This is a genomic window from Salinibacillus aidingensis (assembly GCF_055393355.1).
In genome coordinates, this window is record NZ_AP043759.1 from 2,090,125 (window position 1) to 2,116,914 (window position 26,790).

The 26,790-nt window shown below is 38.8% G+C and carries 26 protein-coding genes; 4 read left to right on the top strand and 22 right to left on the bottom strand.

The features are described 5' to 3' along the window. Nucleotides 1-37 precede the first annotated feature (37 nt). From ACZ5OK_RS11310 to ACZ5OK_RS11320, 3 genes are all read right to left on the bottom strand, one after another. Nucleotides 38-1,681, bottom strand: a complete 1,644-nt coding sequence (locus tag ACZ5OK_RS11310; protein ID WP_343837024.1) for a Na/Pi cotransporter family protein — start codon at nt 1,679-1,681, stop codon at nt 38-40. A gap of 217 nt (nt 1,682-1,898) precedes the next feature. Continuing rightward, nucleotides 1,899-3,596, bottom strand: coding sequence for a methyl-accepting chemotaxis protein (locus ACZ5OK_RS11315; protein WP_343837026.1), 1,698 nt, complete (start codon nt 3,594-3,596; stop codon nt 1,899-1,901). Nucleotides 3,597-3,672: 76 nt separating this feature from the next. Next, a complete protein-coding gene (locus ACZ5OK_RS11320; RefSeq protein ID WP_343837028.1) occupies nt 3,673-4,311 on the bottom strand; it encodes an NfeD family protein in 639 nt (212 codons plus the stop codon). A 115-nt stretch (nt 4,312-4,426) separates the two neighbouring features. Here ACZ5OK_RS11320 and ACZ5OK_RS11325 point away from each other — a divergent pair, with 115 nt between their 5' ends. After that, nucleotides 4,427-4,807 (top strand): LysM peptidoglycan-binding domain-containing protein, encoded by a 381-nt coding sequence (locus ACZ5OK_RS11325; RefSeq protein WP_343837031.1) that lies wholly within the window; start codon nt 4,427-4,429, stop codon nt 4,805-4,807. A gap of 120 nt (nt 4,808-4,927) precedes the next feature. Then, a complete protein-coding gene (gene ispG / locus ACZ5OK_RS11330) occupies nt 4,928-6,034 on the top strand; it encodes a flavodoxin-dependent (E)-4-hydroxy-3-methylbut-2-enyl-diphosphate synthase (protein WP_343837034.1) in 1,107 nt (368 codons plus the stop codon). Between the two features lie 67 nt (nt 6,035-6,101). Here ispG and ACZ5OK_RS11335 read toward each other — a convergent pair whose 3' ends face one another. Further along, nucleotides 6,102-6,551, bottom strand: a complete 450-nt coding sequence (locus ACZ5OK_RS11335; RefSeq protein ID WP_343837036.1) for a DUF4190 domain-containing protein — start codon at nt 6,549-6,551, stop codon at nt 6,102-6,104. Nucleotides 6,552-6,703: 152 nt separating this feature from the next. Between ACZ5OK_RS11335 and ACZ5OK_RS11340 the strand changes: the two genes are divergently transcribed. Then, nucleotides 6,704-6,985 carry a DUF2624 domain-containing protein gene (locus ACZ5OK_RS11340; protein ID WP_343837038.1) on the top strand — a complete coding sequence of 94 codons (282 nt, stop codon included), beginning with the start codon at nt 6,704-6,706 and terminating at the stop codon, nt 6,983-6,985. A gap of 91 nt (nt 6,986-7,076) precedes the next feature. On the opposite strand, the gene ACZ5OK_RS11345 is transcribed toward ACZ5OK_RS11340, so the two are convergent. Then, nucleotides 7,077-7,970, bottom strand: coding sequence for a deoxyribonuclease IV (locus ACZ5OK_RS11345; RefSeq protein ID WP_343837041.1), 894 nt, complete (start codon nt 7,968-7,970; stop codon nt 7,077-7,079). A gap of 2 nt (nt 7,971-7,972) precedes the next feature. Further along, nucleotides 7,973-9,319: a DEAD/DEAH box helicase gene (locus ACZ5OK_RS11350; protein ID WP_343837043.1), complete on the bottom strand. Its 1,347-nt coding sequence runs from the start codon at nt 9,317-9,319 to the stop codon at nt 7,973-7,975. A gap of 172 nt (nt 9,320-9,491) precedes the next feature. Here ACZ5OK_RS11350 and ACZ5OK_RS11355 point away from each other — a divergent pair, with 172 nt between their 5' ends. Further along, entirely contained in the window at nt 9,492-10,439 is a 948-nt protein-coding gene (locus ACZ5OK_RS11355; protein ID WP_343837046.1) for a 4-hydroxy-3-methylbut-2-enyl diphosphate reductase, read from the top strand. 511 nt (nt 10,440-10,950) lie between these two features. Here the strand turns inward: ACZ5OK_RS11355 and ACZ5OK_RS11360 are convergent. From ACZ5OK_RS11360 to yqfD, 16 genes are all read right to left on the bottom strand, one after another. Continuing rightward, complete coding sequence (locus ACZ5OK_RS11360; protein ID WP_343837048.1) at nt 10,951-12,072, bottom strand: Nif3-like dinuclear metal center hexameric protein; 1,122 nt, start codon at nt 12,070-12,072, stop codon at nt 10,951-10,953. After that, on the bottom strand, nt 12,065-12,769 hold the full coding sequence (locus ACZ5OK_RS11365) for a tRNA (adenine(22)-N(1))-methyltransferase (RefSeq protein ID WP_343837050.1): 705 nt from the start codon (nt 12,767-12,769) through the stop codon (nt 12,065-12,067). Before ACZ5OK_RS11365 ends, ACZ5OK_RS11360 begins: the two co-directional genes overlap by 8 nt. 276 nt (nt 12,770-13,045) lie before the next feature. Next, nucleotides 13,046-13,432, bottom strand: a complete 387-nt coding sequence (gene cccA / locus ACZ5OK_RS11370; RefSeq protein WP_343837052.1) for a cytochrome c550 — start codon at nt 13,430-13,432, stop codon at nt 13,046-13,048. Between the two features lie 113 nt (nt 13,433-13,545). Next, nucleotides 13,546-14,082: a hypothetical protein gene (locus ACZ5OK_RS11375; protein WP_343837054.1), complete on the bottom strand. Its 537-nt coding sequence runs from the start codon at nt 14,080-14,082 to the stop codon at nt 13,546-13,548. A 99-nt stretch (nt 14,083-14,181) separates the two neighbouring features. Next, nucleotides 14,182-15,300 carry an RNA polymerase sigma factor RpoD gene (gene rpoD, locus ACZ5OK_RS11380; RefSeq protein WP_343837056.1) on the bottom strand — a complete coding sequence of 373 codons (1,119 nt, stop codon included), beginning with the start codon at nt 15,298-15,300 and terminating at the stop codon, nt 14,182-14,184. A gap of 23 nt (nt 15,301-15,323) precedes the next feature. After that, a complete protein-coding gene (gene dnaG / locus ACZ5OK_RS11385) occupies nt 15,324-17,147 on the bottom strand; it encodes a DNA primase (RefSeq protein WP_343837059.1) in 1,824 nt (607 codons plus the stop codon). A gap of 579 nt (nt 17,148-17,726) precedes the next feature. Beyond that, entirely contained in the window at nt 17,727-18,545 is an 819-nt protein-coding gene (locus ACZ5OK_RS11390) for a pyruvate, water dikinase regulatory protein (RefSeq protein WP_425542171.1), read from the bottom strand. A 30-nt stretch (nt 18,546-18,575) separates the two neighbouring features. Then, the gene (locus ACZ5OK_RS11395; RefSeq protein ID WP_343837061.1) at nt 18,576-19,202 is read right to left on the bottom strand and encodes a helix-turn-helix transcriptional regulator; all 627 of its coding nucleotides are present in this window, start codon (nt 19,200-19,202) and stop codon (nt 18,576-18,578) included. 156 nt (nt 19,203-19,358) lie between these two features. Continuing rightward, a complete protein-coding gene (gene recO, locus ACZ5OK_RS11400) occupies nt 19,359-20,096 on the bottom strand; it encodes a DNA repair protein RecO (protein WP_343837063.1) in 738 nt (245 codons plus the stop codon). Nucleotides 20,097-20,130: 34 nt separating this feature from the next. Then, the gene (locus ACZ5OK_RS11405; RefSeq protein WP_343837066.1) at nt 20,131-20,274 is read right to left on the bottom strand and encodes a YqzL family protein; all 144 of its coding nucleotides are present in this window, start codon (nt 20,272-20,274) and stop codon (nt 20,131-20,133) included. Nucleotides 20,275-20,383: 109 nt separating this feature from the next. Then, on the bottom strand, nt 20,384-21,292 hold the full coding sequence (gene era / locus ACZ5OK_RS11410; RefSeq protein ID WP_343837068.1) for a GTPase Era: 909 nt from the start codon (nt 21,290-21,292) through the stop codon (nt 20,384-20,386). 224 nt (nt 21,293-21,516) lie between these two features. Beyond that, nucleotides 21,517-21,897, bottom strand: a complete 381-nt coding sequence (locus tag ACZ5OK_RS11415; RefSeq protein ID WP_343837071.1) for a diacylglycerol kinase family protein — start codon at nt 21,895-21,897, stop codon at nt 21,517-21,519. Continuing rightward, entirely contained in the window at nt 21,872-22,339 is a 468-nt protein-coding gene (ybeY, locus tag ACZ5OK_RS11420; protein WP_343837073.1) for an rRNA maturation RNase YbeY, read from the bottom strand. The genes ACZ5OK_RS11415 and ybeY overlap by 26 nt, the downstream gene beginning before the upstream one ends. After that, nucleotides 22,340-24,475 carry an HD family phosphohydrolase gene (locus tag ACZ5OK_RS11425; protein WP_343837075.1) on the bottom strand — a complete coding sequence of 712 codons (2,136 nt, stop codon included), beginning with the start codon at nt 24,473-24,475 and terminating at the stop codon, nt 22,340-22,342. A 62-nt stretch (nt 24,476-24,537) separates the two neighbouring features. Beyond that, nucleotides 24,538-25,509, bottom strand: a complete 972-nt coding sequence (locus ACZ5OK_RS11430) for a PhoH family protein (RefSeq protein ID WP_343837078.1) — start codon at nt 25,507-25,509, stop codon at nt 24,538-24,540. 2 nt (nt 25,510-25,511) lie between these two features. Beyond that, nucleotides 25,512-26,741, bottom strand: a complete 1,230-nt coding sequence (gene yqfD / locus ACZ5OK_RS11435; protein ID WP_343837080.1) for a sporulation protein YqfD — start codon at nt 26,739-26,741, stop codon at nt 25,512-25,514. Nucleotides 26,742-26,790 lie beyond the last annotated feature (49 nt).

Here is a 26,790-nt window from a genome sequence, read left to right on the forward strand (position 1 = left end):
GTATATTCATAAAACGGGATATTTTCTTAAAAGGGTATTACTCATTCATTTTATTTTCTTTTCCTACTAGTTCCTGAGCAATGTTAACGGCATGGTCCCCTATTCGTTCCAGGTTACTCAGGATATCTACAAAGACAATACCTGCAGATCCGGAACAAATTCCTTCATTCAAACGCAAAATATGCTTTTTACGGTATGATCGCTCCATTTGGTCGATTTGTTCTTCTTTTTGAATCACATCCATTGCTGCCTGATGATCCTGTTCTTCAAATGCTTTTAATGCCTGTTTTACAGTTACCAGTGTAAGGTTATACATTTCATTCACATCTTCCAGTGCCTGTTCCGTTAAATGGACCTTATTGGAGATTTTATAATCCACAAGCTCTACAATGTTTTCAAAATGATCACCAATACGTTCAATATCTCTTACATTATCCACTACAGATGAATGCAGATTACTTTCAGGTGTAGATAATGAAGATGTTGATATCTTACCTAAATAATCCGTGATTTTCCTATCAAGATTATTGATAGCATCTTCCATGGATAGGGCAAGTTCAGAATGCTTCTGATGATTATTGTTCAAGTAAAGTCTTGTTTCTTCCAGTCCTTTCAGGGCAAGATCTCCCATACGAATCGATTCATCCTTTGCCTGTCCGATAGCAATCGATGGGGATTGCTGAATAATAAGTGGATCCAGATGCATCGGTTTGGAATCTATAACTGCATCTTCGCCTGGGATAACTTTGGTTACTAAATACGCGATAAATCCAACAAACCAAATTTGAAGGAGTGTATTGGTTATGTTAAATGTACCGTGAGCGAATGCAATTGTAGATCTTGGATTTAAGTTCAGCTGTGTCTGTAAATAATCCACAAAATGAGTAAAAGGCGTTAACAAAATTAAGAATAATGCTGTACCTACCAGGTTAAAGAAAACGTGGGAAAGTGCAGCACGTTTTGCCGCAACACTTGCTCCCAGTGCAGCCAGGATAGCCGTAATGGTTGTACCAATATTATCACCAAATAATACTGGTAATGCCGCATCAAGACCAATTGCCCCCTGTTCTGCCAGTCCCTGCAGAATGCCAATCGTTGCACTTGAGCTTTGTACAATAAACGTAAAGACTGCCCCAATCACAACCCCAAGCAGAGGAATTTCACTCATGCTTACTGTCAAATCCTGAAATGCTTGCAAACTCCGCAATGGAGACATTGCTCCTGACATTAAGTCTAAACCATAGAATAGTGAACCCAGACCAAAGAATACCTGTCCTGCGTAGGTAAGTCGTTTATTTTTAAAGAAGAAGATTAAAAATGCACCAAGAGCTATCATAGGAAGGGAATACTGATCAATATCAATACCAATGATAAATGCTGTAACCGTCGTACCAATATTTGCCCCCATAATAACTCCGATAGCCTGTCTTAATGTCATGAACCCAGCGTTTACGAGACCAACAACAAGAACGGTAGTCCCGGAGCTTGATTGAATTAAAATGGTAACAATAATACCTGTTAAAACGCCCATAAAAGGGTTTGTTGTAAAACGATCTAATATATCTCTAAGGCGATCTCCAGCTGATCTTTGAAGACCATCCCCCATGTATTTAATACCAAAAAGAAAGATACCTAAACCACCGATAAATTGAAATATTAATGTTTGTACATCCAGTTCCAACGTTTGTACACTCCTTATCCAAAATCAAAGTTGTCTATTTCTTTAAAATGCCTATATCATTATTAATGAAACCGCAGAGGTTTGTAAAGGATTTTCGAAAAAATTTACACTATCTTAACATTAGGTTATAAAAATCATTTTATTCCACTTATCCTGCCCATTATCGTTTAAATATAAAAAATCCAGGTCCGTAAATGGACCTGGATTTTTTATTGTTTTACTTTTTACTTGTAATTACTGTGGATAATGATTTTCCAAGGACCAGCAGCTGCATTCTGATTTCATCGCTCTCATTCATAACAGCCTGTTGCTGTTCAGCCGTTTGATAAAGTTTACTTACTGAACGTATTGTTTCAAACGTATTATGATTAAAATTCTCAAAAGCTTGTTCTAATTCAGGAATAACAACTTCCGTTTTTTCTACTTCTTCAGCACTACGGTTGATATGTACATTTAATTCCTCAATTTGCTTTGCCAATTCATTGAACGTATAACTAGAATTTTTGGCATTTATTAATTGTGTTGACAGTTCCTTAGATAACGTATGAAACTGTGACATAAAGAATTGACCCATATTTAGTGTATCCATCACCTTTTGATCAATTTCCATTGCTGCTTCCCTTGAACTTTCTGCAAGCTTTCGCACTTCTTTAGCAACGACGGCAAAACCTCTTCCGTGTTCACCTGCCTTTGCTGCTTCAATCGTTGCATTCAAAGATAAAAGCCTTGTTTTTTCTGATATGTCCTGAATCATACTACCTGCTATCTTTATATTATTTGTATAGTCCTGAAATTCCTCAATTTTATGCCCCATAATTTCAATGCTGTCATGGAACGATTCCAACACTTGAATTATGGACCGAACACTACTCGTTCCATCATCTACTGCATCATTCATTTTTTCTTGTTTTTTACGCATGGTATGAAACTCACTTAAGAGCATACTCATGGATTCCTGCAATTTTTGGAAGCTTTCTTTATAGTTTGAAAAGTTCCCTTGTATATTTTTGGCATTATCTTTAACATTTAGTAAGTCATCTTTCATAGATAATTGGGTCGCAGCTAAGTTATCTGATGATGATGATAATTCCTCTCCTGTATGATTAAGTTGGGCAACCGCACTCTCAATATTTTGGAACATACTCGAAATCGTATGAATTAACATTTGAAAACTTTTGTTTAACGAACGAATTTCCGGAATATTGCTATTAACCGGTTGTACTTCATTGAATTTGCCATCACGCGCTCTTCTCATTTCATTTCTCAATTCTCTGAGCGGATGTGTGATTTTCTTCATCACCAGAGCAAGTACAATGGAAATGACAATTACACTTATAAGTCCAACGGTTAAAAAATATTTAGCTAATGAGTTAGCAGAAGCCAGTATGTCCCGTTCAGGTATCGCAATTAAAACTGTACCCTGTAATTCCTGGACTTCTGCAAAAGCAAATAACCAGTTTTGATTGTTCATCTCCCCTATAAAGGAGTTATCTTCCTGAGACCTTACATTTTCTATAATAGCTTTATTAATTTCCACATCTTCAAGGTTTCTGTTTTCCAGTTCCCGGTTTTCCCCATTATTATTTATGAAAAAGAATCTTGCATGGAAATCATTTTGCATAAGTTTAATCTTTTGATCCTCAATTGCATTTATCATCTGCTCTTCAAAAGATTGGTTATTTGAGATATAAGCATACTTTAAATTTCGGGCCGTTTGCCTTATGATAAAGATTTCCCGTTCCACACGTTCCTGTACCAGAGTATAATGACTCTCTTTAACTTTTGAATAAGATAAAAAACCTATTGTAGATAAAGAAATAATAATTAAAATAAAAACCGTAATAATAATTCGAAGTAAAAAGGTCATCTTTTTCTTATTTTTTGATTGCTTTTTTAGTAAATATCTCCAGTTCACCTATGTTCCCCCTTTTATCCAACACAAGTATGACATGCTTTTGTTAAGGGGATATGAAGTTTTTGTTAATGCTCTCTTAATTTTCCACCAATTCCGCCAGTTCCACCATTATTTTTGTCCCATCCACTTGTGTAACCAAGACCTCTGTATTTCGATCAATCCATTTCCCATTGGAGACTGCACTATATTCATTTTCACCTATACGGATGGTTCCTGCGGGTCTCAATTGTGTAACCGTTACTCCCTTCTCATGAACAAGATTACGATAGGATTTTTTCATAGTATGATACCCGGCTTCATTTGTCAGACGGTCAAACAGAGTTATTTTATTCCACATATTTCTTGACGGGAACACCTTCAAAAAAAGGAAACTGGAGCTTATGCCTAGAATTAAACCTGTAATACCATAAGCACCTGTTAACCAATGTCCGGGAATTAGTCCAATGATCAACACCATCATTAGTATGGCGATCACTGACAATGTTCCGTCATTGGTTATGTTCCCGTCAATCATCAATAAGGCAAGAGCCAGCAAAAAGATAAACGTAACTAAAAAAGTGTTCATACTTTCTAAATGAGCCTGAAAATACACGAATATAAAACCGAAACCTAAAAGACCTGAAATCCCTCGTAATTTAACCAGAAACTCACCCATGAGTAGCATAAAGCCAAAAAAAGTTAAGATTAGTCCAGCAAACGTTGAGCTTAAAAACATAACCAGTCACCCCATTATCAACGACCAGATTTCTTACTTTACATACGGAATAAATGCCGAAAATGTTTCATTTCTATGGATGATTTTTTAGTGTCTAAGTAAAGGAGGGAACAGCTTGAAGCTTTTAAAGAAGCTCGTACTTATTATCATTGTCCTGTTATTTATAAGGAGTATTATTCACGATATAACTGTAGGTACCGCTACGAAGTCTCAATTTCAGGAGAACCCGGCTGCAGAAATGAACAACAAAGAGGATACTCCAGCCAATGCATCCACAGACCGTGAGATCGACCAGGAAAACGAGCCCGAATATAGACCTGTTACACACACTGTCAAACCTGGTGAAACCGTCCTTTCCATATCTGAAAACCTTAATGAAGAGCCGGTAGAGATACGGACATTATTGGATGATTTTCAGACATTGAATCCTGAAGTCAATCCAAATGAGATTCAGATCGGCGAAACCTACTTTTTCCCTAAATACAGCAACGAGTAACTAATGATTTTAAAAACACTTTTCCGGCATATTTACTTCTCAAGTTCAGGATAAACCGATATAATAATGGTAGATGTTTGTTTAAAAATTTTTAATTGTAAGACGTAAAGGAGCGTTATTATGTCCGAAGTCATACATCGTCAGGATACAAGACAGGTTCGAGTTGGAGATTTAACCATTGGTGGTAAAAATGAAGTGGTCATCCAATCCATGACTACAACAAAAACACATGATGTTGATGCTACAGTGAATCAAATTGGTCAATTAGTTCAAGCTGGCTGTCAGGTTGTGAGAGTAGCATGCCCGGATGAAAGAGCAGCCAACGCCATTCCTGAAATCAAAAAAAGAATTAATATTCCACTCGTAGTAGATATTCATTTTGATTATCGATTAGCTCTGAAAGCGATTGAAGGTGGAGCGGATAAAATTCGCATTAACCCCGGTAATATTGGAAAAAGAGACAAGGTGGAAGCTGTAGTGAATGCAGCCAAGGAAAAAGGGGTTCCTATCCGTATTGGGGTTAACGCAGGTTCACTGGAAAAGCATATTCTGAAAAAATACGGTTATCCTACCGCAGATGGCATGGTCGAGAGTGCATTGCATCATATAAAAATTTTAGAAGACCTGGATTTTCATGACATCATAGTGTCACTAAAGGCTTCTGATGTATCTCTTGCTATTGAGGCTTATGAAAAAGCCGCCAAAGTGATTCCTTATCCACTTCATCTGGGGATTACTGAATCAGGAACCTTATTCGCAGGTACAGTAAAAAGCGCTGCTGGTTTAGGGGCTATATTAAGCAAAGGAATAGGAAGCACCTTAAGAATTTCATTAAGTGCCGATCCTGTTGAAGAGGTGAAGGTTGCCCGTGAATTGCTAAAATCCTTTGGTTTGGCTTCCAATGCAGCTACACTCATTTCCTGTCCGACCTGTGGCCGCATTGAAATTGACTTAATATCTATAGCCAATGAAGTTGAAGAATATATTTCAGAAATACGGGCACCTATTAAGGTTGCTGTACTTGGCTGCGCCGTAAATGGTCCAGGTGAAGCCCGGGAAGCCGATATTGGCATCGCAGGGGCAAGAGGTGAAGGTCTGCTCTTCAGACATGGAGAAATCATTCGAAAGGTACCTGAAGACATCATGGTTGAAGAGCTGAAAAAAGAAGTTGATAAGCTTGCAGAAGAATATGCCAGGGAACAAAAACAGAACAAGGTAGAAGTTTAAAACAAAGTACAAAAGCCCCCGATAATCGGGGGCTTTTGTGTAGTGGATATATTTCCGGCTCCAGTCGTCAGACAAATGGAGCTAAGAATAAGTTAATCACGATAGCAGCTATACCTGCAACAATCGCGATATTACCCAGTGTATCTGCACCTCTTCTTTTTGCCATTACACCAACCACGATACCTGCAATACCCATGACAAGCGGCCACATGAAGAAGGCTAATAAGGACAGGATAATTGCAGCCCATCCCCATCCGGCTTCTGCCGTTTCCTCCATGTGTGTTTCACGTTCAGCCATTTGCGTGCGATCATCAAGTTCATTGGGACTGATAGCTGTCTCAGCTGCAAACTCTTCTTCACGCTTCTGCTCGTCAAAGTTTCGGTCTTCTGCCGATTCAAAATTGGTATTTGCACCCAGCTGACCCTGAGAATAATAATTGGTATTTCTTTCGTCCGGACGCCAGCTGTCATCTGCATAGGATCTGTGTTGATTATTTTTATTGTCATGTGAAGTCATGATTATCCCTCACTTTCCAATGAAGAGGTACAATCTTATCATGTGCAGATGGGTAAAAATCTTACGTGTCATTATTAACCAATCTTTTGTGTTCACATTCAAATCTGCTCACATATAATATACAGAAATAAAAAAAATTGAGGTTGATAACTGTGAAACATATTATTCGTCAAATTATACGTGAAAAATTAGCAGGTTTAACTGCCAATGAAATGATTCAGTATGGAAAACAGTACGGATTTTCGCTGACACACAGTGAAGCAGACCAAATGACGAAATATATAAAGAACACATCCTTTGATCCCTTTAACGAAAAGGATCGGATTAAAATCCTGAAAAAGATAGCACAAATTAAAGATGAAGAGACTGCCAAAAAAGCAAACCGATTATTTAACGACTTAATTAAAAAATATGGAGTTGATCATTTGTTTTAGCTTTATATAAAGCACGCCCCATTGAACACAAGTAATGTGCGCAATGGGGCGTGCTTATCCCGCATGACCTGAACAGTCGCCTCCGCTTTTCTTAATCACCCATAATTTTATTTTTCATGTCTTCATCGAATTCTTTGGTGCGGAGCATTTGAATTTCATGCTTATATGGTGGCTTTTTGTTTTTCTTGTCTTCTCCTACATATGGAGTTTCCAGTATTTTTGGTAAGTGTGTGAATTCTGGATGATGGACCACATAAGTTAAGGGTTCAAAACCAATCTCACCAAAACCTATATTTTGATGTCGGTCTTTTTGTGCTCCTCTGACATTTTTACTGTCATTTATGTGCAGCACTTTAATTCGGTCGAGTCCAACGACCTTATCAAACTCTTCCAGCACTCCATCGAAATCATGAATCACATCATAGCCGGCATCATGGATATGACAGGTATCCATACAAACGGACAATTTCTCATTATGAGTTACACCATCAATAATTCGAGCGAGCTCTTCAAATGTACGTCCACATTCGGATCCTTTACCAGCCATGGTTTCCAATGCAATTTGTACATCCTGTTTTGGATCAATGACTTCATTCAGACCTTCAATGATTTTGGCAATTCCCTTTTCAGCTCCCTCTCCAACATGGGACCCTGGATGTAGAACAATCTGTTTCGCACCAATAGCCTCTGTCCGATCGATTTCTGATTTTAAGAAATCAACACCAAGCTGAAACGTCGCCGGCTTTGTAGTATTGCCAATATTGATGATATATGGTGCATGAACAACAATTTCTTCTATTCCATTCTCTTTCATGTGGGCTTTTCCAGCTTCTATATTAAGTTCATCAATCGCCTTACGCCTCGTGTTCTGTGGTGCACCCGTATAAATCATAAATGTGTTCGCATTATAGGAAACGGCTTCCTCACTTGCACCTTCCAGCATCTTTTTTCCTTTCATGGATACATGAGACCCTATTTTAAGCATACTTATCTCCTCCCCCTGTTTCCTCTGTTTTTATTTTGCTGTTGCTGCTTTTTCTTCAGCTGCTTTTTCACCTGCTCAGCTTCTTTTTTCATTTTCTTTTTATAACCGGGCTTTACTTTTTTCTTTTTCCGGACTTTTTTCCAGGCCTCAGCTTCTAACTGATCATTCTCAGACTTTTCTCTTTTTCTGCGCTGATCCCAATCTTTAATTTCAACCCATTCATTGTTCTTAATATCATAATGGGTAAAATCAATACCTTTACTTTCGAGTTTTTCAATCAGCTTTTCATCCTTATCCTTATAGAAGCTGACGGCTGTCCCCTCCAGGCCTGCTCTAGCTGTCCTGCCCACACGATGGATATAATCTTCTGGTTCTTTGGGTAATTCAGCATTAAAGATATGACTGATCCCAGGTATATCGATTCCGCGTGCAGCCAGATCTGTAGCGACAATATACTGGTATTCCAGATTTTTAATATTCTTTAGCGTCCGCTTTCGTTCACGGGGAGTAAGTCCTCCATGCATAATTCCGGTTTCCAGTCCTTTTTGAATCAGCTGATTCGCCAATTCGTCTGCATGCTCTTTTTTGTTGACAAAAATTAAGGCAAGATATGGGTGAATAACGTTTGTTATTTCCACCATTAAGTCAGCCTTTTCCCTGTGCCTTAATGGAATTAACCGGTGTTCCATCGTTTCCGGGACAAGACTCTGACCCGTAATGGTAATATGCTTTGGATTTTCAATATATTTTTTCAGGAAATGTTGAAGCTGAACCGGGAATGTGGCCGAAAACACCATTATTTGCAGCTTTTCAGGCATTCGGACTAAAATCTGGTCTGTCTCTTCAATTAATCCTAAATCAATAAGCAAATCGGCTTCATCAATAACCATGGATGAGGCTGTATATAAATCCAATGCCCCCTCCATAACTAAGTCCAGAATACGTCCTGGTGTGCCAACGATAATGTGAGGCGGACGCTTGAGCTTATCCATCATTTTCTGCTTATCTGTTCCACCGATGATCAGTTTGGCCCGGATGCTTTCTTCCTCGTCTGCATACTCAATCATTTTCCTGACCTCATCATAAATCTGCATGGCCAGCTCACGAGTTGGAACTGTGATCACAGCTTGTACATGATTATGCGTAACATCTATTTGATTAAACAGAGGCAAAAGGTATGCATGTGTCTTTCCTGAACCTGTATGTGACTGGCCAATTAAACTCTGCTTTTTTAACGCATAAGGGATAACCTCCCCCTGTATAGGCGTAGGTTCTCTGAAGTTAAGCTTATCAATAACTTCATACAAAAACGGCTGAAATGTAAAATCTTTAAAAGTACGTTGACTCATATAAGTGGTCTCCTTTTTCATTCGTGCATATATATTATATTAAAGTATACATAAATTTGCCAATGTCCCGTGAATTCTTTTGTCTTAATGACTCCTAACCTTTATAATGAAAGAAACAGGTTAAAACGATACATACATGATTTCAAATAGATTTTTGAGGGGGAATCAATCTATGGAAGTTATAAAAATTGCTCCGCGTGGGTACTGCTATGGTGTTGTTGATGCTATGGTCATTGCCAAGAATGCAACAAGAGATAAAAACCTGCCTCGCCCTATTTATATTCTCGGTATGATTGTCCATAATAATCACGTCACGGATGCTTTCAAAGAAGAAGGCGTCATCACTCTCGACGGAAAAAATCGTGCGGATTTGCTGGAAGACATAAACGAAGGTACCGTTATTTTTACAGCCCATGGAGTGTCACCGGAAGTTAAAGAACGTGCTAAACAGAAGGGATTAACCGTTTTAGATGCGACCTGTCCGGATGTGACCAAAACCCATAACCTCATTCGAGATAAGGTGAAGGAAGGATATGAAATCGTTTATATCGGAAAAAAAGGACATCCTGAGCCTGAAGGTGCTGCCGGTGTGGCTCCTGAGCATGTATATGTGGTCCAAACAGAAGAGGATGTAGAACAGCTGGACATTCATGCAGACAAAATTCTAGTGACTAACCAAACCACCATGAGTCAGTGGGATGTTTATGATGTCATGCAGAGAGTAAAGGAAAAATATCCACAGACAGATATGGTTCAGGAAATTTGTATGGCAACACAGGTGAGACAGGAGGCTGTCGCTGAACAGGCTAAAGAAGCAGACCTTACAATTGTTGTCGGAGATCCAAGGTCTAATAATTCCAATAGACTTGCACAGGTATCTGAGGAAATTGCCGGCACAAAAGCCTACCGTATTGCTGATTTATCCGAGTTAAAACTGGAATGGCTGGAAGGCAGATCCACAGTAGCAGTAACAGCAGGTGCCTCCACACCAACACCGATTACAAAAGAGGTTATTAAATTTATTGAAGGATATAACCCAGCTAACCCGGACACCTGGGACACCTCTTCTAATGTGGAGAAACAAAAAATCCTTCCTAAAGTAAAGGAAAAGAAAGCCTAGCAAATACAAAACCAAAAACGAGGCTGGGAAAAAAGTGCTTTTGCTAAAAATAAATCCGAATTATGTTAGGTGTAGCACCCATCGCTACGGAAATATACTTCGCTTTCACCCAAGGGCACAAGTGCGACATCTACTCAAGCTCCCAAAGGTAGTTTTCGTAGTGTCTTCTTTGCCGTGAGCGGCTGGTGAGCCTCCTCGCGCTATCGCGCTTGTCCAGTTACGGCTCCCAGGCCCAAGCAGTCATAAGCAGAATCCACTACGTGACAAAAAGCGTGTCACTTCATGGATTCTGCTTATGCTGTCGGGCCTAAACGGTCGCCTTCACTTTTTCTTTGCGGGGTCTCACCTAGGCCTTCCTCCCACGACGAACAGGCGTTCAAGTGTCGGTGTCGGCACAGGACGTGCCGCTCTTAACCGAACAGGAGTCTACGTATATTTCCTCCGCTAGGCTATTATATAATTCGGTTTATGGACAAGCAAATTAGTTATGACCCGGCCTCATTCATATAATTTATAAAAATTGGAAGGGTTCTGTATTTGCTGTAGAAGCAATAATTTCCACATCCTTATTATCCTTCTGACATTGCTCTTCCAAATAATTTTTCACACCATTTTTCATAACCTTTTCCACATGATGACCCGGGTCAATCACATTAAGTCCTATCCCCATTGCATCATGGGCGGTATGATAATAAAGGTCTCCTGTTATAAAAACGTCAGCACCTTTTCTTTTTACCTGGGTAAGAAATTTATTTCCGTCCCCGCCAATGATTCCCACGGTCCGGATTGATTTATTCAGATCACCAACCACCCGTAAAGCTGGAACATCAAAGGATTTTTTTACATGTTCAGCAAATTCTTTTAAAGTCATCTTCTCGTCTAAGGTTCCGATTCTTCCTAAGCCAAATGATGACCCTTCGTTTTCCAATGGATATAGATCATAAGCCATTTCTTCATAAGGATGTGCTTCTTCAGCCTCTCGCAGGACTTGAGTGAGCAAATGCTTCGGAACAATCGTCTCCATCCGAACTTCATCAACCTTCTCAAGCTCACCCTGGCTGCCTATGTATGGATTGGTTCCTTCAAGAGGTTTAAAGGTACCCTGTCCCTGAGTCTGGAATGTACAGTGGCTGTATAGGCCAATATGACCTGCCCCACTGTTTCCCAGAGCCTCCCGGACTTCTTCCTGATGAGATTCAGGAACAAATACAACAAATTTATACAATTCCTCTTTCCCCATTTCAATCAATACGTCACGTTCCTTTATCCCAAGTTCGTCCATAAGCATGTCATTCATGCCACCATTGGCGATATCAAGATTAGTATGGGCAACATAGACCGTAATATCGTGTTTCATTAATTTTCCAAGTATCCGTCCCTTTTCATCATCCTGGGTTACCTTTTTCAATGGCTTAAAAATAAAAGGATGATGAGCAAAAATAAAATCTACATTTTTTTCAATAGCTTCATCCACTACATTTTCCAGGACATCAAGCGTGACCATCACTTTACGGATCTTCTTATTCAATGTCCCCACATGCAGACCAATTTTATCACCTTCCATGGCTAAAGACTTAGGTGCCCAGTGTTCAAACATTTTCACCAATTCCTGAGCCGTTAGCGTTTTATTCATTTTTTAAAACCTCCTTTAACCAGTTCATTTGTTGTTCAAATTCAGCTATCTTCTCTTCATCAGGCTGTGAAGCATTTTTCATTTGAGCAATAATCTGCTTTTTTCTTTCCAGTACATGCTCCCACTTTTTGATAAAGGCCTGATTTTTGTCCTGCAAATTAAATGGACCAAAATAATATTCCTTTTCAGTTATTTCCTTTGTTACCAGATCAGGCTGATAATCGGCAATTAATATCTCATAGAAACGCCCATCCTCTTCCATAACCTCCTCAGCCGACAGAACAAATGAATGAGCATGAAACCATTTTCGGATATACCTCGCATTAATATTGGGCTGAGCAATAATTCGGTTAACACCGGCAAGTTTTTCTTTTCCATTTTCCAAAATATTCGTGATTAGAGTCCCCCCCATTCCAGCAATCACAATCTGTTCTGCTTCATTGGGCTCCAGAACCGATAAACCATCGCCCTGACGTACGTGTATTCGGTCCGATAAATTCCACTTTTCCACCTGTTCATAGGCCCTCTGATAAGGTCCCTGATTAATTTCCCCGGCTATAGCTCTCGCCTTTGAATCATGTAAGCAGACATAGCAGGGTAAATAGGCATGATCTGAACCAATATCAGCAAATAAGGGCTGTTCCGGTAAATAATTTGTGATTGATTTTAAACGATTTGATAATTGAAGCTCAGCCATTAAGATTTATCCTCACTTTTCGTGTGATGTTTTTGTTATTTATCACGCATTAACTGGACGTAATACCCCCACTCAAGTCTTGAGGGTAACCCAACAAGACTAAGTAGGGTTAAACCGCAAGTAAATTACTGATAAGTTCAACTAACCATCAGTGGGGGATGTGAACCCCCCCACTGATGGAAGTTTCACTTTATGTATTTTATCCAATAAGAAAAGCTTTCTACAAGTTAGAAAGCTTTTCTTCCATCACCCAGTAAAAATCACCTGGATGAACTATTATTTCTTTTCAGCTAACCATTCAGAAATTTTAGTTGCCTCTTCAGGTTCAACTAATCCTCCAGGCATTCCACCATCTGTACCATCATTAATAATTTCCTCTATCTCAGACGCTGAATATTTGCTGCCTACAGTTTGTAAAGAAGGGGCAGCACCCGTTCCGGCAAGATCAGCACCATGACAGGATGCGCATGTGTTTTGAAAAATATCTTCCGGTTTCGCATCTGTCGTTTCTCCGCCGCCTTCAGCCTGTTGTTCGGTTGAATCTCCTTTTTCACCTTTACCAGCTTCATCCATCTGGTTTACACCTACACCCGATAAAATAATCATAGCCACAATTCCTAAAGCTGCAATAATCCCAAAAGGTATTACTGGATTTTTTTTCATTATTTATTTCCTCCTTATGTAATCCCCTCTGCTCGTTAATATTGTTAAGTATATACAGACTATACATATTTTACTTGAAAAACCCTTTATAGGAAAGGGGTAAAAATGAAAATTTATTGAAATATAGAGAATCCGACAAACATGACATTCACAAGACTGCAGACGATAAGATATTTATATTTATAAATTAAACCAGCCTTAAGCCAAATCAGGCCATTTAAAAAAATCGTTAAATATACCCAAAAGTCAGAAATGGCTAGTTCACTGATTATGGATACAGATATTATCAGAAGAATAAGGAGACTGGAGACTAAGGCCACATGGGCATATTCCAAGTTCCTGGTTTTAAAAGCTGTAAAGTGAAATAGTCCAATAAGAATAAACAAAAGAGCTATACCTATTTGCAATACAAGCACAAATTCAGTAAAATGAGTGATAAGAATTGAAAACGGTATCAGAGAAAGTAAAAAAACAGAGTCAATCGTAAGCCATAATTTTTTCTTATTGCCAGCTTTAGATGACTCATTTTCAAATCCATTTCCTTCTGTATACAATGCGAGAAGAAAATCACAGTAGACACTCGGTAATAGACGTTTATCTTTCCAGTATTGAATCTCTTTTACAATGACAGATTTACGTTCAGTATTCATAGCCCCACCTCTTAGTCGAAAAAACAAAACATGAACAGTCGCTATCACGCAGTGGAAATAACGACTGAACATATACACCATGGCTCATATCATAATTTGTTAATCAAGGAAATCCTTCAGACGCTTACTGCGACTTGGATGACGCAGCTTACGTAATGCTTTGGCCTCAATTTGACGAATGCGCTCGCGTGTTACACCAAACACCTTACCTACTTCTTCAAGGGTCCGTGTACGGCCATCGTCAAGTCCGAAACGAAGACGCAGTACATTTTCTTCACGATCTGTCAGTGTATCCAGGACATCCTCTAATTGTTCTTTTAACAATTCATATGCAGCGTGATCGGATGGGGATTGGGCCTCCTGATCTTCAATAAAGTCTCCTAAATGTGAATCATCTTCCTCACCAATTGGAGTCTCTAATGAAACAGGTTCCTGGGCTATCTTCAGAATTTCACGTACTTTATCCGGTGTTAAATCCATCTCTTCTGCAATTTCTTCCGGAGTTGGCTCACGACCAAGATCCTGTAGCAATTGCCTTTGGACACGAATTAATTTGTTTATCGTTTCAACCATGTGCACTGGGATTCTAATGGTTCGCGCCTGATCGGCAATTGCTCTTGTAATAGCCTGACGAATCCACCACGTAGCATACGTACTGAATTTAAAGCCTTTACGATAATCAAATTTTTCAACAGCCTTAATAAGACCCATGTTTCCTTCCTGGATTAAGTCAAGGAAAAGCATGCCCCGGCCTACATATCTCTTTGCAATACTTACAACAAGTCGCAGGTTCGCCTCGGCAAGACGGCGTTTCGCTTCAAATTCACCTTGTTCTATTCTCGTGGCAAGGTCAATCTCGTCTTCAGCAGACAGCAAGTCTACACGTCCAATTTCTTTTAAGTACATCCTGACAGGATCATTAATTTTCACCCCAGGCGGTACACTTAAATCATTTAAGTCAAATTCTTCTTCCTTTGCAATCTGCTGCATATTTGGATCTTCTTCATTATCACCAATGACCTCTACGCCCTGGTCATTTAAATGCTCATAAAATTCATCCATTTGATTTGAATCTAATTCGAAGGAAGATAGACGATCCGCTACTTCCTCATAAGCAAGGACGCCGCGTTTTTTACCCATGTCCACCAATTGTTCTTTCACTTGGTCAAGGGTCAGGTCCTGCTCTGTATCTTTTGCACGAGATGGCTTCTCTGCCATAGTACCCCTCCTTACAAACAACTTCACCTATGCTTAGCTTTTTTCCATTCCTTTTTCAAATTAAGAATGTTCATGGCAATCTTTGCGGCGGTAACCGGATCATTTCTCCGTTCCGCTTCTTTTTGCTCTAACTCGAGCGTCTGTATGGTATTCTTTTTATGCCTCTCACTCTTAATTGTATAAATATAATCCTCTATTTCCATGTCAGTAACCTCATCAGGAACTGTCTGCATGGCCAGCTGTGCTGTCAAATCCTTCAAATTTGACTCAGGGAGATATTCCATGAATAAACTTACATCAGGTTCATGACCTTCCTCATAGAAGGCATAAAGGTATGTGACTAATACCTGGTGCTCAGTGATTAAGAAGGTACCCCCAAGCTCCTGTTGAACTTTTTCGGCAATATTCCGATTGTTAAGCATCAGCGAAATCAAATGACGTTCAGCATTTTGAAATGCAGGAAGCAGTTTACTCTCCTTATAGGTATTTTTCCTATTGTTAGTATGGCTTTTCGTTTGTTGATTATCCTTATATTTATCGAACTTCCTTCGTCGATATGCAATTTCCTGCTGCAATGCCTCTTTGGAAATATCAAATCGATCTCCTAATTCATTTAAGTAATGGTCGATTTCAAACGGCTTTCGCAGTTTTGCAATCTCATCTAATGCTCTTTCAATATATTGCATACTTTCGCTTTCGATCTGAAGGTTGTAATCTCTTTTCAGATAATCCAGATAAAACGTCATGTATGTTATACTTGCCCCAATTACATGGTCACGGAATGAATCACCGCCATATTTTTTTATATAGTCATCCGGGTCCATTCCCTGTTTTAACTGTGCAATTTTAACATAACATCCTGCGTTTTGTAAGATATTTGCTGCTTTTCTGGTGGCTTCTATACCTGCAGAGTCTGCATCATAGCAAATCACCACACGATCAGCATATCTCCGTAGAAGTCTTGCCTGGGACTCGGTTAAGGAAGTCCCTAAAGATGCGATGCCATTATCTATCCCGGCCTGGGATGCTGAAATTACATCCATATAGCCTTCAAATAGAACAGCTTCCCCGGATTTCCGGATCGCATGACGGGCTAAATCAAAATTGTAAAATACATTCCCTTTATGAAAAATACCGGTCTCAGGACTATTTAAATATTTCGGTTCACCCTGGTAAATCATTCTTCCACCAAATGCAACCGTCTTTCCCTGATGATTCCGGATAGGAAAAATTACTCTTCCATGAAATTTGTCTATATATTTATTTTCTCGATGATCGGCCAATAACCCTGCTTTTATCATGGATTGTAAAGAAAAACCTTTTTTCTCAAGAAATGAGGCTGTAAAGTTTTCGATATCAGGTGCAAATCCAAGTTGAAATTGGTCGATGGTTTCATCACTAATCCCGCGTTTTTTTAGATATTCAAGCCCATCCTTTCCTTCTTTTGTATGCTTAAGCAAATGATGGTATAATTTCATTAACCATTCATGAGCCTCAAGCATATTCTGGTCTTCATGACTTAAAGATGAATTCTGATTAGCTGATATCTGATTCGGAACAGGTTTCCCTGTATTTTCAGCTAACCTGGAAATTGCATCAAAAAATGAAATACCTTCCAATTCCATTAAAAAGGTGATGACATTTCCACCTTTACCACAACCAAAGCAACGAAAAATCTGTTTATCAGGTGATACGGTAAAGGATGGTGTTTTTTCACTATGAAAAGGACATAACCCTAAATAGTTACGTCCTCTTCTTTTTAGCTGGACAAACTCGCTGACGATTTCAACTACATCGGTTTCGGATTTTATTTCTTCAATAAATTCTTCTGGAATTTGTTCTGGCATTTCCATCACCATTTTTTTAGATTCTGGATATTTTATAAAAATCCTTCATAAATCGACAGGAATTTTATAAAAATCCGTAAAAAGTCTGTTTTGTTATAAATTGAACAAGTGGGTAAAATAAGGAATATGGTTTATGTATTGATTCATATTGGTAAAAAAGAAGACGTTCATACCAAATTATACTTCGACAAAATGACGTTCATTCCTTCTTTTAAAAGAACAAAAAGTTATTTTTATTTTTGACCTGATATTCTAAACCTACTTCCATTTTTACCACAGATAGAACATTATAATACATAATGTGTAAAATTGCTATTATTTTATCCTATTTTTACACAATCCAACCTATGCCAGTGATTGGAAAAAAGAAGCCTACTCTCCGCAATTCTCAGTAATGCCGTCGGGCCTGAACAGTCGCCTCCGCTTTTCTCTGTCCAGCTGCGGCTCTTAGGTCAAGGCGGATATAAGCCGAAGCCATTCCGTGGCCGAACCCATGCCACTTCATGTCTTCGTCTTATCCCGCATGACCTGAACAGTCGCCTCCGCTTTTCTAATAAAAAAGCCTGTAAGATTGAGATCTTACAAGCCTTCGGTGGATTGATTCTTCATTAAATTTTGGACTAAATTAGCTGTTTCCTCTACTGCTTTACTTGAGACGTCAATCGTCCTGCAGCCAAGTTTTTCAACAATATTATTAAAGTAATTTAATTCCTGTTTAATTCTTTCCATATTTGCGTAATTGGCAGTAGAGTTTAAGCCTAATGCTTTTAACCGCTCCTTGCGAATATGGTTCAGTTTTTCGGGATTAATTTTAAGTGCAATACATTTAGAAGGATTAATACGAAATAGTTCTTCAGGCGGTTCTACTTCCGGGACGATAGGAACATTGGCTACTTTAAATTTTTTATGGGCCAGAAACTGAGATAGTGGTGTTTTGGAAGTTCGTGAAACACCAATTAATACGATATCGGCTAATAGAATCCCCCGTGGATCGCGGCCATCATCATATTTAACTGCGAATTCAACAGCTTCAATCCGCTTAAAATAGTCCTCGTCCAGTTTATGTACAAGACCCGGCTCCAATTTCGGCTCACGGCTTAAATGCTTTTTCATCGCATCGATCATAGGCCCCATAATATCAACAGCGGTAATCCCGGCTTCTTCTGTTTTCTTTCGGATAAATTCGCGATATTCCGGTTTCACAAGTGTATAGGCCATCATGGACTGATTTGACTTTGCCAGTTCAATGGTCTCCAGAATTGTGCCCTCATCGTCAACATAAGGAATGCGCTGAATTCTAAAATTCCCATTATTAAACTGACTTAAACTGGCTTTGACGACTAACTCTGCTGTTTCACCAACGGAATCAGATACTACATATACAATCGGTTTCTGCACAATAACTCCTCCCTACCATCATGGTTACCTTTATAGATCATCCCGGACTAATCCGACCAGCACCTTCGTCATATTTGTCTTTGTAATCCGCCCTACAACTTCCAGTCCGTTTTCCTTTTCCTGGACAACAGGTAAACTGTCAATTTGTTTTTCGATTAATTGCTGTGCTGCTTCAAGCAACAAATCCTCTTTTGTACAAACCGTTATATTTGGCATACGCGTCATAATGATATGTACAGGAATTTCCGATAGATCCTGATTTCCCATACTTGCCCGAATTAAATCTTTTCGTGATAAAACGCCGACAAGATAAGATTGATTATTTACGACAAATAACGTTCCTACATCCTCAAGGAACATCGTTGTAATTGCGTCATAGACAGAAACATCTTCCGTCACGACAACGGGAATGGATTGAAATTCCTTCACCTTGAATTTTTTCAGCTTCTCCGTTAACAGCTCTGAGCCTGTTTTTCCTGTGTAAAAATAACCAACTCTCGGCCTTGCATCCAGAAAGCCGGCCATCGTTAATATAGCCAGGTCCGGTCTTAGCGTAGCTCTCGTTAAACTCAGCCGATCAGCAATATTTTCTCCCGTTATAGGTCCATTTTCTTTTACAATTTCGATAATTTGTTCCTGACGATCGGATAGCTCCATCCTCTCACCACCTTTGCCTAAAACAAAGAAGCTTTCTCCATTAAGGAAATACAGCTCCGGATTATGATGTTACCACAATAAAAAATTAGTGTGTCACTTTGAGAATATTATATCTTATTTTACATTTCACGACAAAAATAATGAAACAGGGACAATTTAAAATTTGTCCAGCTGTTTCAAAAATTTTCTCGACTTTATATAGAAGCCACCATAGTAATCATAATAATCATCTAAAATTTGTCGCAATTTTCTCCGATTCTCTTCTTTAATGGAAATCTTACCAATCCTTTCCACCTTAACATACCGGATGGTGCGTAAAAGTTTAAACAATGCTTCATTTAAATGTAACGCGTGACCATCTATATGGGCACATGCAGTACAAAGAAACCCGCCTTCAGCAACAGAAAAATGGGTGATTCCCTCTGTTCTTCCGCAACTCACACACTGATTAAGTTCAGGGGCAAAACCACCTTTTTCAAATACCTTTAATTCATAAATCATGGCAATAACTTCAGGATTCTCTTCAGTTTGGAGGCGTTCAAAAGTATGTATGAACTGATCATAAAGAAACAGATCAGGAGAATGATTTTCTAAAACCTTATCTGTCAATTCAGCTAAATAAGCGGCATATGCGGTCTTAACAATATTCTCACGTATCTGCCGCATAAAATGAGTGATTTCCCCCTGATAAAGCGTCCCCAGATTCCTTCCGGGCTGAATAAGAAACTCACCATAAACAAATGGCTGCGTAATAGCAGCCATTTGACTTTTTGGCTTTTTTGCCCCTTTTGCCATCAATCCAATTTTTCCTTTTTCTCTGGTAAAAAGGGTTACAATTTTATGTGATTCTCCATAATCCTGCGTACGAATGACGATACCCTCTATTTTTTCCATATCTTTCACCTTATCTTTTATAAACGAGCGTTAACTATAAATTTGAGTCAAATTCCATAGCATCCTGTTCTTCTTCGGATTCCGGTATTTCCTTATAGGTATTTTCCAACTCCTTCATAAGTAAATAGGTTTCAATATTACCTGTCTGACTGAATAGTTTCCATGTAAGATCAATCATTCGAAACCCACCTTTCTGTTTTCTCAATATAAAATTGAAAAAACTGCTTTACTTATAGGTTGACCACGTCCTAAAGGTTCATGAGTTTTAATATTTTCCATGCATATCATTAATAGTCATCTTCATTGAAACCATATTCACGTAATTGTGTCATACGATTTCTCCAGTCCTTTTGCACCTTCACCCACAAATCCAGATAAATTTTGGATCCAAGTAAGGATTCTATGTCTTTCCTGGCTAATTGTCCGATTTCCTTGAGCATCTTGCCCTGCTTTCCAATAATAATCCCTTTTTGAGAAGGACGCTCAGTAATAATGGAAGCCTGAACATAAACCGCTTTATTTTGATCTCTCACTTCCATATTATCCAGTATCACCGCAATAGAATGAGGCACTTCCTCTCTTGTCAGCTGCAGAACCTTTTCCCTGATTAATTCACTAATAATAAAGCGTTCCGGGTGATCGGTGATTTGATCTTCCGGGTAATACTGTGGTCCTTCAGGCAGGTACGTCTTCATTACATTCATTAAATGATCCACATTATTCCCCTCTAAAGCCGAAATGGGAATAATTTCAGCAAAATCCAGTTTGGTTCGATATTCTTCAATTAATGGCAGCAAATGATCAGGGTGAATCTGATCAATTTTGTTGATGACCAGAAATACTGGCTGTTTGATTGACTGGAGTCTGTCCAGAATATATTGATCACCTGCACCATAGCCTTCTTCAGCATTAATCATAAACATAACCATATCTACTTCATTTAACGTCTGTTCGGCTGTTTTTACCATGAAATCACCGAGCTTATGCTTCGGTTTATGAATTCCTGGCGTATCAATAAAAATCATTTGAGCATCATGATCTGTAAGTACTCCCTGAATTTTATTTCGTGTTGTCTGTGGTTTATCACTCATTATTGCAATTTTTTGACCAATGACGTGATTCATAAAAGTTGATTTTCCAACATTCGGTCTTCCTACAATAGCAATAAAACCAGAACGAAAGGATTGATTGTCCATATACTGTTTCCTCCATAGGTGTATTTGCTTGTACAAGATTAGCTTATACGATTTACTGTATCTTTACGAATCGCCGAAATTCCTTTTTCTTATCTTCATTCTACAACAAATTGATGTGAATTTCATACAAACGACAAAATCTCTCGAAACTAGCGGTATAATAAACTGAAATAAAAAAATTCGACAAAGAACAAAAACATGCCTGGGTTGCAAACAGACATGTTTTAAAACAGGTTTATGATTTTAGGCACAAAGATGAACAATCCAACAAAAACGGCAAACAGAGCGGATAAAAGAACGGCAGCTGCTGATATGTCTTTTGCTTTGGCCGCCACATCATGATAGTGGGGAAATAAATAATCCACAATAGCTTCTATGGCAGAATTCAGGGTCTCAAGTATTAAAACCAGACCAATACATACACCTGTCCATAGCCATTCAGACATAGAAAGATTAAGCAGAATCCCAAAGAAGACAACCAGTCCGGATATAAATATATGGATACGGAAATTTTTTTCTGATGTCCAGACCCGTCTCAGTCCCATAAAAGCATACTTGAATCCTATTCCTTTTTTACGCTTATTTCCGTTTAAGTCCGAATTCATTCAAATAATCCTCTTGTTTTCCGAACATTTCCTTTTCATCCTCGGGCTCCATGTGATCATAGCCAAGCAGGTGTAAAAAGCCATGAACAGCGAGAAAGCCAAGCTCCCTCTCAAATGAATGTCCATACTCCCCAGCCTGTTCGGTAATCTTATCGACTGATATGATGATATCTCCCAGAATAAGAGGAGCGTCATCTCCTACAATTTCGATTTCATCCTCCCCCTCATCCTGCATAGCAAAAGAAATGACATCTGTTGCATAATCATTTCCCCTGTAATCACGATTAATCTCCCTGATATTTTCATTATCGACGAATGTAACGGACATCTCTGCCTGTTCGGAAATCTCCTCCTGTTTAGCTGAAAACTCCAAAAGACGAGTCACTAAATTCTTATGGTCTTCTTTTATCGTATTCGTTTTATCAAATAAATCAAGTTGCATCTACTTGTCCTCCCTTGCTGCTACTTCCGGATATTTTATGCGTGAGTGAAAAATTCCCTTTAAAACTTCATAAATGGCAATTTCAATCCTATGTAAATCTTTAAATGTCAGTGGACTGTCGTTTAACTGATTATCCATGAGCTTATCCTGAATAATGGATTTTACGATTTCTTCTATTTTAACCATTGAAGGCTCATTTATTGAACGAACGGCTGCTTCAACAGAATCACATATACAAATAATTGCTGCTTCCTTTGTTTGAGGCTTTGGTCCTGGATAACGATAATCCGATTCTTTCGTATCCTCATCCATCTCTTTAGCTTTATAATAAAAATATTTTAACAAACTTTTTCCATGGTGCTGCTCAGCGATATGAATGATTTCCTCAGGCATTTTCTGCTTTCTTAACAGATGGGCTCCATCATAAGGATGACGAATGATAATATGCGCACTATCCTCTGGTTTCAGGTAATCATGCGGGTTCCTTTCTCCCATTTGATTCTCAATAAAATAGCTTGGATTTACCGTCTTGCCAAGATCATGATAATAGGAAGCAACTCTCGCCAGTAAACCATTGGCCCCAACCGCTTCACAGGCAGCTTCACTTAAGTTGGCCACCATAACACTGTGGTGATACGTTCCTGGAGCCTCAATCAATATTTTACGTAACAATGGATGATTAGGGTTCGATAGCTGCAACAGCTTGGATTCCGTTAATATATTCAGTCCTGTTTCAAAAATCGGCATAAGTCCCAAAGTCAGGACTGTGGATAGGAATGCTGATGAAAACCCAAAGCCAATCAATGTTAAGAAGGATTTCCACTCTATTGGATTGAATGAAATGAACTGGAAAAATGAAATGACAAAGACATTAGCGACTAATAAACCCAGTCCTGTTTTTAATATTTCGCCCTTTTCCTTAAAGTTCTGAAATAAATAAATACCTGTTAATTGTGATATAAGCAGATATAATCCAGCTTTTACATTTAGGTAACCCGGCATATGAAAGTTAAACAGGATCGACCCTAAAATAGCGAAGATAACTGCCAGCATAATGGCCATACGGTCACTGATTAACCATTTCACGATCATAACGCCCACAGCTGCCGGTATAGCCAAAAATAATTGTGTATCATTTGAATCAAACAGACTAAACACCTTCATCATGGCTACGGTCCCTATGCTAATGAGAAAAATGATAAAAACGTCATTCCGGCGCCAAACGTTTTGCCTATACCATTCCATGAATAACAAGCTGCACAATATCAAAATAAGCAATGCAAGACCTATATACGGAAGAAGATTACGATCATTTTTCAGGACGCCTACAAGCATTAAATCATCGTAAATCTCATTGGTAATGATTTCACCCTTTTCCACCAGCTTCTCTCCAGCACGAATCATTACCGGTTCGACATTACTTGCGGCCTTTTGCCTCTGTTCTGCGGTTTTTTCGGCGTCAAAAAAAGAATTTTCAACAATAGCAAATTCAGCAATTTCATTTAGAGCTGTTTTGATTGAATTGGAAAATTCCTCATACATAATTTGCCGGTTCATCTCAATTTGCTTCTGATTTAGATTCGAGCTCCTTACACCGGACTCCAAAATGCTGCGGACCTGTTTGTTCAAAAATTCCTGTGCTTTCTTACGCTGATCAGTTTCCATCCCTATAATCGCAGCCAGACTGGTCGAATTAATATTTTTCAGAATCGTGTCCGAAAGCAAAGATTCATATTCCATCAAAAGATTTTCACTGTCTTCAGATGTACCTTTTCCCCCATCTGTTTGCTCTTCGGCTGCATTTTGATTAACACGAGCGGCTGCATCAAAGATTTCATTAATGTATTCCAGCCGTTCTTCAGTTACATTATCTGAGATTGTGTATTGTTCTTCAACTGCCTGCACAGAGCGCTGAATTTTCGCTTCCGTTTCCTTTTGATCTTCCACGGTTACTGGAGAATAAATGGTATCCTTCGCTTCTGTAAATCGCTCTATTTCATAGGATTGAGGCTGAACATTCGATGAAGCCATGACAAAGAAACATACACCTGTCAAAAGGACACATAAGACCATCCAGACAAGCGGACTCTTCATTAAGGTTTGATCTTGGATACTTCTTAAGAACTTTCTTTTCATATTCCCCTACTCCCGTATGTGAAAGCTTTATTTATATAGAAATAAGACCCTGAAAATGGGTCTTACCTGCCGGATTTATCCTGCTCATCATATGCATCAATAATTTTCTGTACCAAAGGATGCCTTACTACATCCGATTGTTTCAAGTGCGTAAAGGCAATTCCCCTCACAGCATTCAAACGATCCTCAGCCACTTTTAATCCGGAACGAACCCCTTTAGGCAGATCAATTTGTGTAATGTCGCCATTAATAATCATCTTAGAGCCAAAGCCTAACCGGGTTAAAAACATTTTCATCTGTTCCGGTGTAGTATTTTGCGCCTCATCAAGGATAACAAAGGCATCATCAAGTGTTCTTCCGCGCATATAAGCGAGTGGAGCCACTTCAATGGTTCCTCTTTCCATTAACCGCACTGTATGCTCGGTTCCCATCACATCATGTAATGCATCATATAAGGGTCTTAAATATGGATCCACCTTCTCCTTCAAATCACCTGGCAGAAAACCAAGGCTTTCCCCGGCTTCAACAGCGGGACGGGTTAAAATGACACGTTTCACCTCACCGTTACGTAAGGCTTGTACAGCCATTACCACAGCTAAATACGTTTTTCCCGTACCTGCAGGACCAATACCAAATACCATATCATTGGTTTTAATAGAAGATATATATTCCCGTTGACCCAGTGTTTTCACACGGATGGGCTTCCCCTTGGCATTTTTTGTTAAAACGTCCTCAAACAATGCCTCAAAATTTTGTATTTCTCCAGACTTTGCTAATTCAATTCCATAAATAATATCCCGCTCGGAAATGGTAATCCCTTTCCGAATAATGTGAAGAACAGCATGAAGTACTTCTTCAACGATTTTTACATGATCTTCATTTCCTGATACCTGTACCGTTTGACCACGTGTAACGATAGTCACAGGAAGGAATTCTTCAATCTGTTTTAAGTTTCGATCCTCTGTCCCAAACAATGACAGAGCTTCATCAGGGGAAGCTAATTCTATATCAATGGTTTTCAAATCTTCTTGCATATCTATTCTCCTTGATCTATTGGTTGAGGTTTAGCAATATTTTCCCTTACTGTAAATAATAACTCTAGTTTAACTTTACCATTCTCTACAGATTGGTGCAAAATTTCTTCGTCAATGATTTCAGCATCATGATTGGTATGTCTTTTAATTTCTCTTTTAGCCTGAGCGATTCCTTCTGAGATTGCTTCATGCTTACTTCTTTCTCCTCTGATTTTTTCTTTCTCATGAATGGTTTTCTGCTCAATGGAAAATGGTAATTTATAATTTAAAAAATATAATGGCTTCTCATTTTTTTCCACATGGGTATCATCATAGTCAGGTGGAATGAATTCCCAAATCGGAAGCGCAAAATTTCCAATCTTCAACTTGTAATGCTGATCTTTTTCTCCGGTTAGCGTCTGATGCTGATAGCTTAATGGGACGGTTGTTTCCGTAGTGTACCAGGTTTCAGCAATAACAGACCCTTCCGCATGAATACCATGTTGTTTGCTCTCTTGTTCCTCTTCGTCACTCTCATTATCTTCATTTCCTATCCCTTCTCTAATTAAGCCGGAAACGAGGATATCCCCTTTTTGCACTTTTTCATACACAGAGACCTGGGGATCCCCCTTTTCAATTAGCATTTCCAATATAGTACCATCTTTACTCGCTACCAGATGCTGAGGGCCTTTTTCCTGTTCTTCATTTGCCTGTGAATTCTCCACCCCTTGTACAATATAAGTTGTCCCTTTTTGTTCGATACCAATCCACATAACATCCTTAAGTTCATTAGTGATGGTACGCTCAATGTCATCAACAGATTGAAAGCTGAATTTAAAAACTCCGCGTTTTAAACCGTAGTCATCGAGTCTCTCCTGAATCTTGTATTCAACTTCCGGTGAAACTCCAACAATTTTTACCTGCCACACCATATTTGAAAGAACCATGATGCAAAATAATCCTAAAAATAAACCAATAACAAGAGGTTTACGAATTTTGAGATGAGCAAGCCAAAAAGGCAGACCGAATTTTTCTTTGAAGGATATTTTAAATCCCATTTGCCTGCGGATCTTTCTGATTATGGACAGACTTTTTAAATAAACCTTGAACTCATAGGTATCCTCGTCCAACTTTCGAATATCCCACATGGGGATATGCTCGCGCATACATCGATTTAAAAATAGTTCAGGCTTTTTTCCCCTCACCTGCAAGGTTATGTATCCTTTTAGAAATAGACCTTCTTTCTCCTTCATGTTATCGCCCCTTAAATCTTTTCATCACTTTTCATAAATAAAGAAACTG